At 71.1% G+C, this 14,027-nt stretch carries 15 protein-coding genes; 9 read left to right on the top strand and 6 right to left on the bottom strand.

Annotated elements, in window-relative coordinates; translation table 11 throughout:
- Positions 1–182: 182 nt before the first annotated feature.
- Entirely contained in the window at positions 183–1,595 is a 1,413-nt protein-coding gene (locus ACVFYP_RS19975; RefSeq protein WP_499201976.1) for a sodium:proton antiporter, read from the bottom strand.
- 190 nt (positions 1,596–1,785) lie between these two features.
- Here ACVFYP_RS19975 and ACVFYP_RS19980 point away from each other — a divergent pair, with 190 nt between their 5' ends.
- The 7 genes from ACVFYP_RS19980 to ACVFYP_RS20010 are packed head-to-tail and all read left to right on the top strand — an operon-like array spanning position 1,786 to position 8,049.
- Positions 1,786–2,475: an SRPBCC family protein gene (locus ACVFYP_RS19980; protein ID WP_499201977.1), complete on the top strand. Its 690-nt coding sequence runs from the start codon at positions 1,786–1,788 to the stop codon at positions 2,473–2,475.
- 2 nt (positions 2,476–2,477) lie between these two features.
- Positions 2,478–3,371 (top strand): AAA family ATPase, encoded by an 894-nt coding sequence (locus ACVFYP_RS19985; protein WP_499202540.1) that lies wholly within the window; start codon positions 2,478–2,480, stop codon positions 3,369–3,371.
- Complete coding sequence (locus ACVFYP_RS19990; RefSeq protein ID WP_499201978.1) at positions 3,368–4,591, top strand: vWA domain-containing protein; 1,224 nt, start codon at positions 3,368–3,370, stop codon at positions 4,589–4,591. Before ACVFYP_RS19985 ends, ACVFYP_RS19990 begins: the two co-directional genes overlap by 4 nt.
- Complete coding sequence (locus ACVFYP_RS19995; RefSeq protein ID WP_499201979.1) at positions 4,588–4,911, top strand: XdhC family protein; 324 nt, start codon at positions 4,588–4,590, stop codon at positions 4,909–4,911. The genes ACVFYP_RS19990 and ACVFYP_RS19995 overlap by 4 nt, the downstream gene beginning before the upstream one ends.
- Positions 4,908–5,600: an XdhC family protein gene (locus ACVFYP_RS20000; protein ID WP_499201980.1), complete on the top strand. Its 693-nt coding sequence runs from the start codon at positions 4,908–4,910 to the stop codon at positions 5,598–5,600. The genes ACVFYP_RS19995 and ACVFYP_RS20000 overlap by 4 nt, the downstream gene beginning before the upstream one ends.
- The gene (locus ACVFYP_RS20005; protein ID WP_499201981.1) at positions 5,597–7,252 is read left to right on the top strand and encodes an NTP transferase domain-containing protein; all 1,656 of its coding nucleotides are present in this window, start codon (positions 5,597–5,599) and stop codon (positions 7,250–7,252) included. The genes ACVFYP_RS20000 and ACVFYP_RS20005 overlap by 4 nt, the downstream gene beginning before the upstream one ends.
- On the top strand, positions 7,249–8,049 hold the full coding sequence (locus tag ACVFYP_RS20010; RefSeq protein ID WP_499201982.1) for a hypothetical protein: 801 nt from the start codon (positions 7,249–7,251) through the stop codon (positions 8,047–8,049). The genes ACVFYP_RS20005 and ACVFYP_RS20010 overlap by 4 nt, the downstream gene beginning before the upstream one ends.
- 7 nt (positions 8,050–8,056) lie before the next feature.
- Here ACVFYP_RS20010 and ACVFYP_RS20015 read toward each other — a convergent pair whose 3' ends face one another.
- Together ACVFYP_RS20015 and ACVFYP_RS20020 are read right to left on the bottom strand one after the other, a co-directional pair.
- Complete coding sequence (locus ACVFYP_RS20015) at positions 8,057–8,938, bottom strand: hypothetical protein (RefSeq protein WP_499201983.1); 882 nt, start codon at positions 8,936–8,938, stop codon at positions 8,057–8,059.
- 25 nt (positions 8,939–8,963) lie between these two features.
- Positions 8,964–9,608 carry a DsbA family protein gene (locus ACVFYP_RS20020; RefSeq protein WP_499201984.1) on the bottom strand — a complete coding sequence of 215 codons (645 nt, stop codon included), beginning with the start codon at positions 9,606–9,608 and terminating at the stop codon, positions 8,964–8,966.
- A gap of 118 nt (positions 9,609–9,726) precedes the next feature.
- Between ACVFYP_RS20020 and ACVFYP_RS20025 the strand changes: the two genes are divergently transcribed.
- Complete coding sequence (locus tag ACVFYP_RS20025; protein WP_499201985.1) at positions 9,727–10,617, top strand: LysR family transcriptional regulator; 891 nt, start codon at positions 9,727–9,729, stop codon at positions 10,615–10,617.
- Between the two features lie 3 nt (positions 10,618–10,620).
- Here ACVFYP_RS20025 and ACVFYP_RS20030 read toward each other — a convergent pair whose 3' ends face one another.
- Positions 10,621–11,421, bottom strand: a complete 801-nt coding sequence (locus tag ACVFYP_RS20030; protein WP_499201986.1) for an alpha/beta fold hydrolase — start codon at positions 11,419–11,421, stop codon at positions 10,621–10,623.
- Positions 11,418–11,810 (bottom strand): hypothetical protein, encoded by a 393-nt coding sequence (locus ACVFYP_RS20035; protein WP_499201987.1) that lies wholly within the window; start codon positions 11,808–11,810, stop codon positions 11,418–11,420. The genes ACVFYP_RS20030 and ACVFYP_RS20035 overlap by 4 nt, the downstream gene beginning before the upstream one ends.
- 112 nt (positions 11,811–11,922) lie before the next feature.
- Here ACVFYP_RS20035 and ACVFYP_RS20040 point away from each other — a divergent pair, with 112 nt between their 5' ends.
- Positions 11,923–12,705: a helix-turn-helix domain-containing protein gene (locus ACVFYP_RS20040; RefSeq protein WP_499201988.1), complete on the top strand. Its 783-nt coding sequence runs from the start codon at positions 11,923–11,925 to the stop codon at positions 12,703–12,705.
- On the opposite strand, the gene ACVFYP_RS20045 is transcribed toward ACVFYP_RS20040, so the two are convergent.
- Positions 12,697–13,965, bottom strand: a complete 1,269-nt coding sequence (locus ACVFYP_RS20045) for an amidase (RefSeq protein WP_499201989.1) — start codon at positions 13,963–13,965, stop codon at positions 12,697–12,699. The genes ACVFYP_RS20040 and ACVFYP_RS20045 overlap by 9 nt on opposite strands.
- Positions 13,966–14,027 lie beyond the last annotated feature (62 nt).

Consider the following 14,027-nt stretch of genomic DNA (forward strand, 5'->3'; position numbering starts at 1 on the left):
CCTCCAGTCAGCGCGGGTCACGACTAACAGGGTGGTCCGGAGGCGGCTAGAGCGTGATCCGCGAAGGCGGAATCGCCGTAGCGGTGAATCACCCTCACGGCGAAAGCTAGACCATGATCCGTGTTGACGGATCATGGTCTAGCCTGGGCTGATAGGCTCGGCCGGGAGCGCCGCCTCCGCCATCAGACGGGGCGGAAGAAGATGAAGGTGATCAGCACGAACAGCGGCACCAGGAAGACCAGCGCCCAGCCGCAATAGGCGAAGAAGGACGGCATGCGGATGCCGTTCTCCTCGACGATGGCCTTCACCATGAAGTTGGGCGCATTGCCGATATAGGAATTGGCCCCCATGAACACCGCGCCGCAGGAAATCGCCGCCAGCGTCAGCGCGCCCTGCCCCATCAGCCACAGCGGATCACCGCCTGCCAGCTCGAAGAAGACGATGTAGGTCGGCGCATTGTCGAGGAAGCTCGAAAGCAGGCCGGACATCCAGAAATACACCCAGGGGATCGGCGCCCCATCCGGGCCGGAGGTCAGCGCCACCAGCCCCGCCGCCGCGCCCTGGCTGCCGGCCTGCAAAATCGCCAGCACGGGCGCCATGCAGATGAAGATGGCCGCGAACAGCTTGGCGACTTCCAGGATGGCGCCCCAGGCGAAGCCGTTCGCCTCCCGCAATTCGCGCGTGGTGAAGGCCACGGAAATCCCGGTGATGGCAAGGAACAGCAGGATGCCGAGCACCCGCTCCACCTCCATCGCCTGGCCGAGCACGTTCATGCTGCCGAGCTTCACATAGCCCATGCCGATGACGACGCCGACGATGGCGACCACCATCCAGACATTCAGCCAGCCTTCGACGCCGACAGCCTGCTTTTCCACCACCGGGGCCACCGGCTTCTCCCGGTTCCAGGCCAGGGTATCGAGCACCCAGTAGATGGCCAGCAGGATCACCGCGCAGGTGGCGAATTCGGCGAACAGATGCGTGGTCGGCCAGAAGAAGGACACGCCGCGCAGGAAGCCGAGATACAGCGGCGGATCACCGACCGGGGACAGGCTGCCGCCGATATTGGCCACCAGGAAGATGAAGAAGACGAAGGTATGGGTCTTGCGGGTGCGGAAGGCATTGGCCCGCAGCACCGGCCGGATCAGCAGCATCGCCGCGCCCGTGGTGCCCATCAGGCTGGCCAGGATGGTGCCGATGGCCAGCAAAGCGGTGTTCACCGTCGGCGTGCCGACCAGCGAGCCCTTCAGCAGCACACCACCGCCCGCCGTGTACAGCGCCGTCAGCAGGGCGATGAAGGGCACGTATTCCAGCACCATCACATGGGCGAACTGATACCAGGCGGCGCCGGCGCCGAAGATGGCGGCAAAGGGCAGCAGGAACAGGGCGGCCCAGAGCGCGGCGATCTTGCCGTAATGGTGGTGCCACAGATGCGCCGCGAAAAGCGGCATCAGCGCGATGGACAGAAGGATGCCCACGAAGGGAATGCCCCATGCCAGGGAAAGCTCCGCCCCGGGCACCCCCGCTGCCAGCGCATCCGCCGGCGCCAGCAACAAACCGCCCGCCATGGCCAGGCCGAGCGCACGCATCGCCGTCATCCAGAACCCCCGTTAAGTCCGTCCCCGGCTCAACCCCTTAATCCCTCCCCGCCCCGGCGTCACGATCTGGTGCGGCGGGGAAGGCCGGCGGGGCCGAATCGGGCCGCTCCGGCAGGATTGCCACGCCTTGCCCTTTCCGCCAGGGCGCGCCCGGCCTACCTTCCGGCCTGACAAAGCGGAGATCCCCTGCATGGAAATGACCGGCGAACGGCGCATCGGCGCCCCCCGCGAGAAGGTGTGGGAGGCGTTGAACGACCCCGCGGTGCTCCAGGCCGCGATTCCGGGCTGCGAAAGCGTGGAGCGGATCGGCGACGACCAGTTCCAGGCCAAGGTCTCGATGAAGCTCGGCCCGATGTCGGCCAAGTTCGGCGGCAAGGTGCTGCTGTCCAATATCGTGCCCCCGGCCTCCTACACCATTTCCGGTGAGGGCCAGGGCGGCGCCATGGGCTTCGCCAAGGGCGGTGCCGATGTGGCGCTGGAGGAGCTTGGACCCTCCGACACCCTGCTGAAGTACAATGTGAAGGCGCAGGTCGGCGGCAAGATGGCGCAGCTCGGCGCGCGGCTGATCGACAGCACGGCCAAGTCCATGGCCGATCAGTTCTTCGACCGCTTCGCGGCGCAGCTGCAGCCGGCCGAGCCGGTGGCGGTCGCGGGCACCGATACCGAATATCTGGCCGAGACCAGCGACGCCGCGCCGATCACCCAGCATGGCGCGGATGGCATCTCCCCCGGCGGCCCCGTGCAGCGGCCGAACCCGGCGCCGGCCCAGATGCCGCTGCCGCTGCGCCTTTTGACCCAGGACTTCATGGGCTTCCCGGCCCAGGTCTGGATCGGCGGCGGCGCCTTCCTCGTCGTGCTCGCCATCATCTTCCTGCTGTGAGCATGCCCGCGGACGTGCCGGCCACGCAGCGGATGCTGGCGGAAGGCGGCTATGTCGCCGACCGCCAGCTGTCGACCACCGTCCATCTGGCGCTGCGCATGGGCCGCCCGCTGTTCCTGGAAGGCGAGCCCGGCACCGGCAAGACCGAAATCGCCAAGGTCCTCGCCGCCCAACTGCCGCGCCGGCTGGTGCGGCTGCAATGCTATGACGGCATGGACTTGGCTTCCGCCGCCTATGAGTGGAACCACGCCAGGCAGCTGATGGCGATCCGCCTAGCTGAGGCCAGCGGAGAGGCCAGCGACCGCGCGGCGCTGGAAGCCGGCATCTATGACCGGCGCTTCCTGCAATCCCGTCCGCTGCTGGATGCGCTGGAAGGCGCGCCGGCGGTGTTGCTGATCGACGAGTTGGACCGCGCCGACGAGCCCTTCGAGGCCTTTCTTCTCGAAATCCTGGCCGATTTCCAGATCAGCATCCCGGAACTCGGCCCGGTGAAGGCGGCGACGCCCCCCGTGGTCATCATCACCAGCAACCGGACGCGGGAGGTGCATGACGCCATCCGCCGCCGCTGCCTGTATCACTGGGTGGACTATCCCGACGCCGCCCGCGAACGCGCGATCCTGAAGCTGCGCGCCCCGCAGGTGAGCGAGACGCTGTCGGCCCAGGTGGTGTCCTTCGTCCAGGCCGTGCGCAACGCCGATACCTTCAAGCCGCCCGGCGTCGCCGAGACCATCGACTGGGCGGCCGCCCTTTCGGCGCTGGATGCGCGGGAGCTGGAGCCTGCCCTGGTGGATGAGACACTGGGCGCACTGCTGAAGTACCAGGACGATATCGCCCGCATTCGCGGCGCCGAAGCGGCGCGACTTGTCGCCGAGGCCAAGGGGGCGGCGGCGGCGTGATACCCCCCAAGGCGGCGCTCTCGCTGCCGCCGGTGGGTCCGGGCGGCGCGCTGGCGGGCAATCTTCTCGCCTTCGGGCGGCTGCTGCGTCGCGCCGGGATTCCGGTCGGGCCGACCGAAATGCTGGCCGGCGCCGCGGCGCTGACCGAGATCGACCTCGGTGAGCGCGGCCAGGTCCATGCCGCGCTGCGCGCCACCATGGTCCACCGCCACGAGCATTTTTTCATCTTCGACCAGGCCTTCGGCATGTTCTGGCGCGACCCCGAAGCCGCGCGCCATGCCTCCGCCATGGCGATGATGGAGGGCATGCAGGAGCAGCAGAAGCCGCCCCCCGCCGCCCGCCGCCTCGCGGAAGCCATACAGGGCGACCGTCCGAAGCCACCGAAGCCCGTCGAGGAGCCGCCCGAGGACCGCGTCGACATGACCTTCACGGTCAGCGAGCGCGAACGCCTGCAAAACATGGATTTCGAGGCGATGTCCGCCGCCGAGCTGGCCGCCGCCAAGCGTGAGATCGCGAAGCTGGTGCTGCCGCTGGATGCCCGCCCCACCCGCCGCTTCCGCGCCGATCCCGGCGGCCCCTTCACCGATCTGCGCGCCACCGTCCGGGACAGCCTGCGAACCGGCGGCGAAATCCTGGACATATCGCGCCGCCGCCGCGTGGTGCGGCCGCCGCCGCTGGTGGCGCTCTGCGACATCTCGGGCTCCATGGCCCGCTATGCGCAGATCCTCATCCATTTCCTGCATGCGGTGGCGAATGACCGCGACCGGGTGCACAGCTTCCTGTTCGGCACCCGCCTGACCAATATCAGCCGCCCGCTGCGCCATCGCGACGCCGAGGTGGCCTTCGAGGCCGTGGCCAAGGCCGTGCCGGACTGGTCCGGCGGCACGCGCATCGGCGATTCGCTGGATCTGTTCAACCGCCTCTGGTCGCGCCGGGTGCTCGGCCAGGGGGCGGTGGTGCTGCTGATTACCGATGGACTGGACCGCGAAGGTGCGCGCGGCCTGTCGGAAGCGACCGAAAGGCTTCAGAAAAGCTGCCGCAGGCTGATCTGGCTCAACCCGCTGTTGCGTTACGCCGCCTTCCAGCCCAAATCGCAGGGCATCCGGGCGATGCTGCCCCATGTGGACGATTTTCGCCCGGTCCATAATCTGGCAAGCCTGCGCGATCTGGTCTCCGTTCTGTCGGGACCTCAAGCCGGGCGGATGAGGAGCGCGGCATGAGCGCTGATTCGGAAGACATTCTCGCGACCGCCGCGGCCTGGCGTGCCCAGGGGGAAGATGTGGCGATCGCCACCGTGGTGGAGACCTGGGGATCCTCCCCGCGCCCGGCCGGCTCCCGCCTGGTGGTGACGGCCTCCGGCCGCATGGAGGGCAGCGTGTCCGGCGGCTGTATCGAGGGCGCGGTCGCCGATGTGGCACGGCAGACCATGCAGTCCGGCGTGCCACAGCTGCTGGATTTCGGCATTTCGGACGATCGCGCCTGGGAAGTCGGGCTGGCCTGCGGCGGCAAGCTCAAGGTCTTTGTCGAGAAGCTCGGATGACCCCCGAACTTCTCGCCCGCCTGACCACCGCCCGCGCGGCGAAGCGCCCCGTGGCGCTGCTGACGCGCCTGCCGGATGGGGCGCAGATGCTGTTCCCCGAGGATTCGGTGCCGGAGGCTTTGGCCAGCGAGGCCCAGGCCGCGTTGCGCGCCGACGCCGCGCGCAATGTGACGCTCGGCGAGGAAAGCTGGTTCATCCAGCCGCAGAACCCGCCGCTGCGGCTGATCGTGGTGGGCGCGGTGCATATTGCGCAGGCGCTGGTGCCGATGGCGGCGCGGCTCGGCTATGCCGTCACCGTGGTCGATCCGCGCCGAGCCTTCGCCACCGAGGAGCGGCTGGGTGCGGAGGTCGCGATCTCCGGCGACTGGCCGGATGAGGCGATGACGGCGCTGGCGCCGGATACGCGCACCGCCGTGGTCACCCTGACGCACGACCCCAAGCTGGACGACCCGGCGCTGGAGGTGGCGCTGCGCAGCCCCGCCTTCTACATCGGCTGCCTCGGCAGCCGCCGCACCCATGCCAAGCGGCTCGACCGGCTGCGGGAGGCCGGGTTGAGCGAAGCGGAACTGGCCAGAATCCATGCGCCCGTGGGTCTCGATATCGGCGCGGTGACGGCGCCGGAAATCGCCGTCTCCATCCTCGCCCAGATCATCGAATCCCGCCGCGGGCCAAAATCGGAAAAGAAATGAACTTCGGACCCACCCCGCTGGAGGAAGCGCGCGGCGCCATCCTCGCCCACACCGTCCGACTGACGGGCAAGGTCCTCAAGAAGGGCACGGTGCTGGACGAGGCGGCGATCGCGGCGCTGCGTGACGCCGGGCGCCGTGACGTCATCACCGCCCGTCTTGATGCCGGCGATGTGCCGGAGGATGAGGCGGCGGATCGCATCGCCGATGCGCTGATGGCGCCGCTGATCGCGCGTTCCCGCGCCGCCACGGGACGGGTGAACCTTTTCGCCGAAAGCCCGGGGCTGTTCTCGCTCGACGCCGCCCTGATCGAGCGGATCAACGCGGTGGATGAAAGCGTCACCATCGCCACGCTGCCCAATCACAGCGTGGTCGAGACGAAGGAGATGCTCGCCACCATCAAGATCATCCCCTTCGCGGTGCCCGGCCGGGTGCTCTCCGTCGTGGAGGCCATTGCCCGCGGCCGCCGCGCCGGGCCGGCCCTGGCGGTGCAGCCCTTCCAGTCGCTCAGCGTCGGGCTGGTGCTGACGGAGCTGCCCGGCATCAAGGAAAGCGTCATGGAAGGCGCGGTGGAGGCGACGGAAACCCGCATCCGCGCCCTGCTCGGCACCATGCTGCCGGTGGAGCGTGTGCGGCATGAGGAAGGGCCCGTGGCGGATGCGCTCGGCCGCCTGAAGCGCGCCGGGGCGGAGCTGCTGCTGATCGCCGGCGCCTCCGCCGTGGTGGACCGGCGCGATGTCGGCCCCGCCGCCATCCTGCGCGCGGGTGGCGCCATCGAGCATTTCGGCATGCCGGTGGACCCGGGCAACCTGATCTGCCTCGGCCGGGTCGGCGAGGTGCCGGCCCTGGTGCTGCCCGGCTGCGCCCGCAGCCCCAAGCTGAACGGCTTCGACTGGATCCTCGCCCGCATCTTCGCCGGCCGGAAGGTGACGGCGCGGGAGGTGATGGGCATGGGCGTCGGCGGGCTGCTGAAGGAGATCGAGCAGCGCCCCCTGCCCCGTGCCGAGGCACCGCGCACCCCACCGCTGACCAGCGCCCCGCGCCGCGCGCGCACGGTCTGCGCCCTGGTGCTCGCCGCCGGAAGGTCACGCCGCATGGCGCCGCTGAACAAGCTGCTGGTGCCGGACAGCAAGGGCGTGCCGATGATCCTGCGGGTGGTGGACAATGTCCTGGCCTCCCACGCCTCCCCCGTCATCGTCGTGACGGGGCATGAGCGGGAGCGGATCGAGGAGGCGCTGGCGGGCCGCCCGGTGCTGTTCGCCCATGCGGAGAATTATGCGGACGGCCTCTCGGCCTCGTTGAAGGCCGGGCTGGCAGCGGTGCCGCCGGAGGCGGAGGGCATCATGGTGTGTCTCGGCGACATGCCGCTGGTGACCGCCGCCATGTTCGACCGGCTGATGTCCGCCTTCGACCCGGAGGAAAGCCGCGCCATCGTGCAGCCGACCTTCCGCGGCAAGCAGGGCAACCCGATGCTGTGGTCGCGCGAATTCCTGCCGCAGATGCTGGCCATCACCGGCGATATCGGCGCCCGCCACCTGGCCGCCCAGCATGCCGACCGCATGGTGGAGGTGGAGATGGCGAGCGACGCCGTGCTGCGCGACTTCGACACGACGGAAAGCCTGAAGGGCCTGCCGGAGTTCGCCGGCAAGCGATGACCGCGGCGGCCAGCACCGCCGATCTGGTGCGCCGCGTCGCGGATGTCGAACTCGCCTATACGCTGTCGCGCATGGCGGTGCTGGAACGCCTGCCCGGCAATCCCATGGGCATCGCGGTGCGGCGGGAGCGCCAGGTGGTAGCGCTGATGGCCCGGCAGATCCCCTCGCCATCCTTCAATCGGATCCTGGGCCTGGGCGGCGCCGACGCGGCGCTGGTTGCGCCGCTGCTGGACTGGTACCGCGCGGCCGGCGCAAGCCCACGCATCGTGGTGGAGCCGATGGCGCACGGGCCGGAACTGGCGCGCGAGTTGATCCTGCGCGGCTTCCTGCCGGCCGGCTTCCATGCCGGGCTGGTGGGGATGTCCGGTCCGGGGGGCGACGAAGCGGGGATCGAGGCCATCGCGGGACCGGAAGCGATGGAACGCTTCCTCGATACCTATCTCGCCGCCTGGGGTTTTCCGGCGGCGCATCGCGACGGTTTCCGGGCCAATGTGCGGGGCTGGCTCGGGGAGCCCGGCTGGTCCCTGTACCTTGCGCAGCAGGACGGCACGCCGGCGGCCGTGGGCACCCTCTATCTCCGCGACGGTATCGGCTACTGCGCCGATGCTGCCACCATGCCGGAACAGCGGGACCGCGGGTTGCATATGCGACTGCTGGCGAGACGGCGGGCCGATGCCTTCGCCGCAGGTGCCGGGCTGGTCTGCGGCGGCGCCGACTATCTGTCCGGCAGCCACCGCAACATGGAACGCGCGGGCATGCGCCTGCTGACACTACGCAGCATCTTGGCCGCGGGTTAACGCAAGCTCAGCCCCACTGCATCTCGCCGGTGGCGACCCGGGCGCCGATGTCGATCGCGACCTCCATGCCGAGGCCCGGGAAGCGCGCCTTCATCGCCGCGTTCAGCGCCGCGCCATTGGCGGCCTTGGCCAGCTCCTCCTCGAAGGCGGTGAGATAGGCCAGGGTATGCGCCACGGCCGAGAGGTCGGTCGGCGACTGCGGCGTCATGTGGCCCGGCACCACCACGGCGGGCCGACGCGCCGCAATCCGCTCGAGGTTCGCCCGCCAGGCGGCGCGCAGCGCGGGCGTCTGGGTATCGGCGGTCCAGACATGCACGCCTGCAAAAATCAGCACGCCGCCGACCACCGCCCGCAGCTCCGGCACATAGAGGTAGCGACGGTTCTCCATGCCCTCGGCGGCGACGATCTCGATCGCCGCGCCATCCACCTGCAGCGCGCTGCCGGTGAAGGGCGCCGGGATCACCACATCCGCCAGGGTAGCCGGCCCATTGTCGCGCAGTTGCGGGGCCCAGGTGGCGAGCTTCTTCTCCACATTGCCTTGGATCGCCGCGATGGTCTCGGGCGCGGCGAGGATGCGGGCCTCGGGGAAGGCATCCCGCAGCGGGCGCAGGCCGAAGTAGTAGTCGGGGTCGCTCTGGCTGACATAGATGGTGGTCAGGCGCTTGCCGCTGGCGCGCACCGCTTCCACGGCCGCGCGGCCATCGGACAGGGTGAAGCCGCCATCGACCAGCACGGCCTCCGTCGCGCCGGTGACCAGCACGGGCGCGCGGAAGAAGCCGGTGGGGCCGGCCGGCAGGGCGCGGAGCGTCAGGCCGGCGGCCTGGGCGGGCGTGGCCGCGGCGGCAGCGGCGGCGAGGGAAGCGGTCATCAGCAGTCTCCGGGTGGTCATCGGTGGGTCTCCTCTTGGGGGGTGATCAAGCGGCTGCGAGGCTTTCGAGCAGGGCATCCGCCCCGCCGAACAGAAGGCGCGCCGGCATCAGGCGGCGGTCGGCGCCACGGCCGACGACCAGCGCCGGCACGCCTTCCGCGCCCATCGCCTGCATCAGCGCCTGGCTCTCGGCGGTGCGGCGGCGCATCGCGTCCAGCAGCGCGGCATCCGGCGCGGCCAGGCGCGCGGCCGCTTCCGGCAGTTCCAGCGCGGTCAGCAGGCGGATGAGGACCGCGACATCGGTGATATCGGCGGCGTCCACGTACCGGGCCTGCTGGATCGCCTTCAGGGCGGCGCGTTCGCGCGCCGGTGCCGCCAGCGCCACGGCGGTCAGCGCCAGGGTTGCGGGGCCGGAATCGAAGGGGCGGGTGGCATCGCCCAGCACCTGGCGGCGATAGGCGTCGCTGAAGTCCTGGCCGGTGAGGCGCGCGATGCGCTGGTCGTTGGACCAGGCATGAGCGGCCATGCGCGCATCCATCGGCCGCGCGCCGGGGCCGGAGAACAGCCCGGTCGGCGCCAGTTCCAGTTCCACGCGCGGCAGGGCGGCCAGCCGGTCCAGCACCGGGCTGGCGCCGTAGCACCAGCCGCAGAGCGGATCGTGGAGGTAGGTGATGGGGGTCCTGGCGGTCATGTCGGTGCTCCTGCCGCCTCGAAATGGCACCGGGGCACTGACGCGATAAGACCGACAGATCAGACATACCGTATGGTTATGATTGACAATACGGGCACGGGTCGGCCTGCTGCCAGGCATGAACCTGAACCGCCTGGCCTATTTCGCCGCCGTTGTGGACACCGGGTCCTTCACCCGTGCCGCCGCGCGCCTCGGCATCAGCAAGGCGGTGGTCAGCCAGCAGGTGCAGCTTCTGGAACGCGAAACCGGCACGACCCTGCTGGTCCGCACCACCCGCCGGGTGAACCCGACCGAGGCCGGCCGCCTGTTCCATGCCCGCTGCACCCTGCTGCTGCGGGAAGCCGAGGATGCCTATGACGAGCTGGCCCAGGCGGTGGCGGAGCCCACCGGCACGCTGCGGGTGACGGCGCCGAACGACTATGGCGTGGCGCGGCTGGTGCCGGTGGTCGCCGCCTATCTCGCGCGCCACAAGGCGATGCGGGTGGAGCTGACGCTGGGCGATGCGACGGTGGACCTGGTCTCCGGCGCTCTGGACCTCGCCATCCGCGTCGGCTGGCTGGCCGATTCCAGCCTGCAGGCTCGGCGGATCGGCGGCTTCCGGCAGCTTATGGTGGCCAACCCCGCCTTCGCGGAAGCCCTGGCCGCGCTGCGCGCGCCGGAGGATGTCGCCCGCCTGCCCTTCATCGCCCATGCCGCGCTGCGCGACCCGCTGGTCTGGCAGTTTGCGCGCAGCGCCCTGGACCGCCGGACCGTGCGGCTCGAGGCCGCGCTGGCGATCGACACCACGCCGGGCGTGCTGGCGGCGGTGCAGGCCGGGGCCGGGCTGGCGGTGCTGCCGGATTTCCTGGTGGCGGGGCCGCTAGCCGCCGGGCAGCTGGTGCGGGCCCTGCCGGAGTGGGAGCTGCCCTCGGGCGGCATCCACGCCGTGCTGCCGGCGGCCCGCTTCCGGCCCGCCAAGGTCACCAGCTTCCTGGCCATGCTGATCGAGGCGGAGAAGCGCGCCGGCTGACCCTCAGCCGGTGGCGAAGGCCACAAGCTCCGCCGCCAGCCAATCCGGATCGCTGACGATCAGCCCATGCGGCGCGCCCGGCCGCACCAGCAACCGCGCTCCGGGCACCAGCGCCGCGGTCGGGCGCCCCGTGAGGTCGATCGGGCAGGTGGCGTCGGCATCGCCCTGGATCACCAGAACCGGCAGATCCAGCGCCGGCAGTTCGGCCCGGAAATCGGTCTCCGTCAGGCTGCGGTGGAAGCCCAGCAGGAAGGGCAGGCTGGCCTGCCGGGCGAGGCCGCAGATCCAGTCCAGCATGGCCTGGCTCGGCCTGGGGCCGCCGAAGGCGCGGGCGTTGCGCGAGAGCCAATCCGGGAAATCCTGCCGCAGCTCCTCCCGCAGCGCCGACAGCGCCGCCTCCGGGATGCCGTCCGGATTGTCCGGGCGCTGCATCAGAAGCGGCGTGGTCGGGCCGAGCAGCGCCAGCCGCGCCACCCGGCTGCCTCCGTGGCGGGTCAGGTAACGCACCGCCTCCCCGGCCGCGCCGGACATGGCGACCAGGGTGACGTCGCGCAGGTCGAGTGCGGCCAGCACATCGGCCAGATCGCCCGCCAACGTATCATAATCCCAGCCACGGCCGGGGTCGTCGGAGCGGCCATGGCCGCGCCGGTCATAGGCGACGGCGCGCAGTCCGGCCGCCGCCATGGCCTGCATCTGCGGGTACCAACTGTCGCTCGGCAGCGACCAGCTCGCCAGGAACAGCACCGGCGCGCCCTGGCCAGCCTCACGATGGAAGAGGCCGACGCCGTCGCGGGTGCGGATCATGCCAGCGCCTGCCGCGCCGGCAGCGCCAGGGCCTGAAGCGCGGTGAAGCCCGCCGCCGCCGCGGCCTGAGCCAGAATGAAGGCGATGCCCAGCCCGGTCGGCGCCAGGCCGAAGACGCCGCCGGCCAGCAGCAGGCTGCCCAGCACCCAGAGCGCGTTCATGCCGATGATGACGCGCACCACGCCGCGCGCCGGCTGCGCCTGGCGGCCCACCATCGCCACGAATCCGGCCCAAGGCAGCAGGAAAAGCCCGGCGCCGCGCAGCAGCGCCTCCGGCAGGCCGAGCGGTTCGGCCAGCGCGCCGGCGCCGGCGGCCAGCAGCAGGCCGGAGGCGGCGCAGGCGGCGGCATCGCCGAGTAGCGCCAGTTTCAGCATCGGGGTCTTGGGCATCGGGGTGCTCCTTCGGGTTCCGAGGACCCCACCCAACACCCCTCCGCCGCCACCGCGCGATAACCTCGGAGGTCATGGGAAAGCGGTGCCGGACCGGCGTAGGGTCACCGCCATGTCCACATCCCATCCCCCGATCGGCACCCTGCTGCGCGACTGGCGCCAGCGCCGCCGCCGCAGCCAGCTTGACCTCGCCCTCGATGCCGACATCTCGACCCGGCATCTCAGCTACGTGGAATCCGGCCGCGCCCGGCCCAGCCGGGAGATGGTGCTGCGCCTCGCCACCCAGCTCGACGTGCCGCTGCGCGCCCGCAACACGCTGCTGCTCGCCGCCGGCTATGCGCCGGCCTATCGCGAGGATGCGGGGATGGGCGGGGTGCGGGAGGCGTTGCAGATGATCCTGGACGCCCAGGCGCCGAACCCGGCGCTGGCGGTGGACCGGCACTGGCATCTGGTGGCGGCGAATGCGGTGCTGCCGAAGCTTCTGGCGGGCCTCGCCGACCCGGCCTTGATGGCGCCGCCGGTGAATGTGCTGCGCCTCAGCCTGCATCCGGCCGGCCTGGCGCCCCGCATCGGCAATTTTTTCGAGTGGCGCGCCCATGTGCTGGAGCGGCTGCACCGGCAGGTGGAGGCCAGCGGCGACGCGGTGCTGGCCGAATTGCTGGCGGAGCTGCGCGCCCTGCCCGCCCCGCCACAGGCCGCGCCGACCACACCGGCGCTGGTCCCTGGCGGCGTGGTGGTGCCGCTGCTGCTGGACAGCCCGGCCGGGCGGCTCGCCTTGCTCTCCACCACCACGGTCTTCGGCACGCCGGTGGAGGTGACCCTCTCCGAACTCGCGATCGAGGCCTTCTACCCGGCGGATGCCGAGACGGCGGCGCGCCTGCGAAACCTAGCCTAGCGCCGCCTGCACCCAGCGCGCGGTGGCCAGCAGCGCCGGGTCCTCCGCGATGCGCCCCACCAGCTGCGCACCCAGCGGCAGGCCCTTCGGCCCGGTGCCGACGGGGATGGTCACATTCGGCCCGTAGAGCATGGTCCAGAGCAGGTTGAAGGTCGCCTCCCCGGTGTGGTGCAGCCCTTCGGGCGCCTCGCCGGGGGCGGAGGGGGTCAGCACCGCATCGAAGCCCGCCGTCCAGTCCAGGAAGGCGGCGCGGGCGGCCATGCCGGCGCGGCGCGCCTCGCCGAGCTTGGCCGGTGGGAAGCCGCCCGCCCAGTCCAGCCGGTCCAGCAGCACGGCGGAGATCTGCGGCCGCGCCTCGGCATATTCCCAGGCGAGGCCCTGACGGGTTTCCATGTTCATCATGAAGGGATGCAGCTCCGCCGCCAGCAGCAGGGCGGGCGGCAGCGGGGCTTCCACCACCTCGGCGCCGGCCTTGCGGGCAGCCTCCGCCACGCGGTGCAGCAGCGCCACCGTCTCCGGCTTTGCGGCCTCCGGCGCCTGACCCAGGCTGAGCAGCAGGCGCGGTGGACGGTCGCGCTTCGCGTCCGGGTCGGGGTAGTCGCGGCCGGTCATGGCGCCCATGGCGAGGGCACAATCCGCCACACTGCGGGCCATGATGCCAATGGTATCAAGGCTTTCCGAACACACCTTCATACCGCCTCTGTGGAAGGTGCCATAGCTCGGCTTGAAGCCGACCACGCCACAAAAGGCCGCCGGCCGCACGATGCTGCCGGCCGTCTGGGTGCCGAAGGCCAGCGGCGCCATGAAATCGGCGACCGCGGCGGCGGAGCCGGAGGAGGAACCGCCCGGCGTATGCGCCAAGTTGTGCGGATTGGCGGTGGCGCCGGGATGGCGGGTGGCGAATTCCGTGGTGACGGTCTTGCCCATCACCACGCTGCCCGCCGCCTTGGCCGCCGCGACCGCCGCCGCATCGCCGCGCGGCCGATGCCCGGCCCAGATGGGCGAGCCATAGCCGGTGGGCGCCTCCGCCGTGTCCAGCACGTCCTTCACCGCGAAGGGCAGGCCATGCAGCGGGCCGGGCTTCGCGCGGGCGGCGGCGCGTCGGGCGGCGGCGGGGTCCAGATGGACGAAGGCGCGCACCTCCGGCTCGCGTTCGGCGGCGCGGGCCAGGCAGGCCTCCATCAGATCCGGGGCGGAAAGCCGGCCGGCGGCAATGGCGCGGGCGGCTTCGGTGGCGGTCAGGCGGTTGGGATCGGTCATGCCGCCATCACGCCACGGCCCGCCCGATTTGCGAAGCCGCCTTGCGAAGATGCGGACTGGTG

It is taken from the genome of Roseomonas sp. F4 (assembly GCF_053891155.1).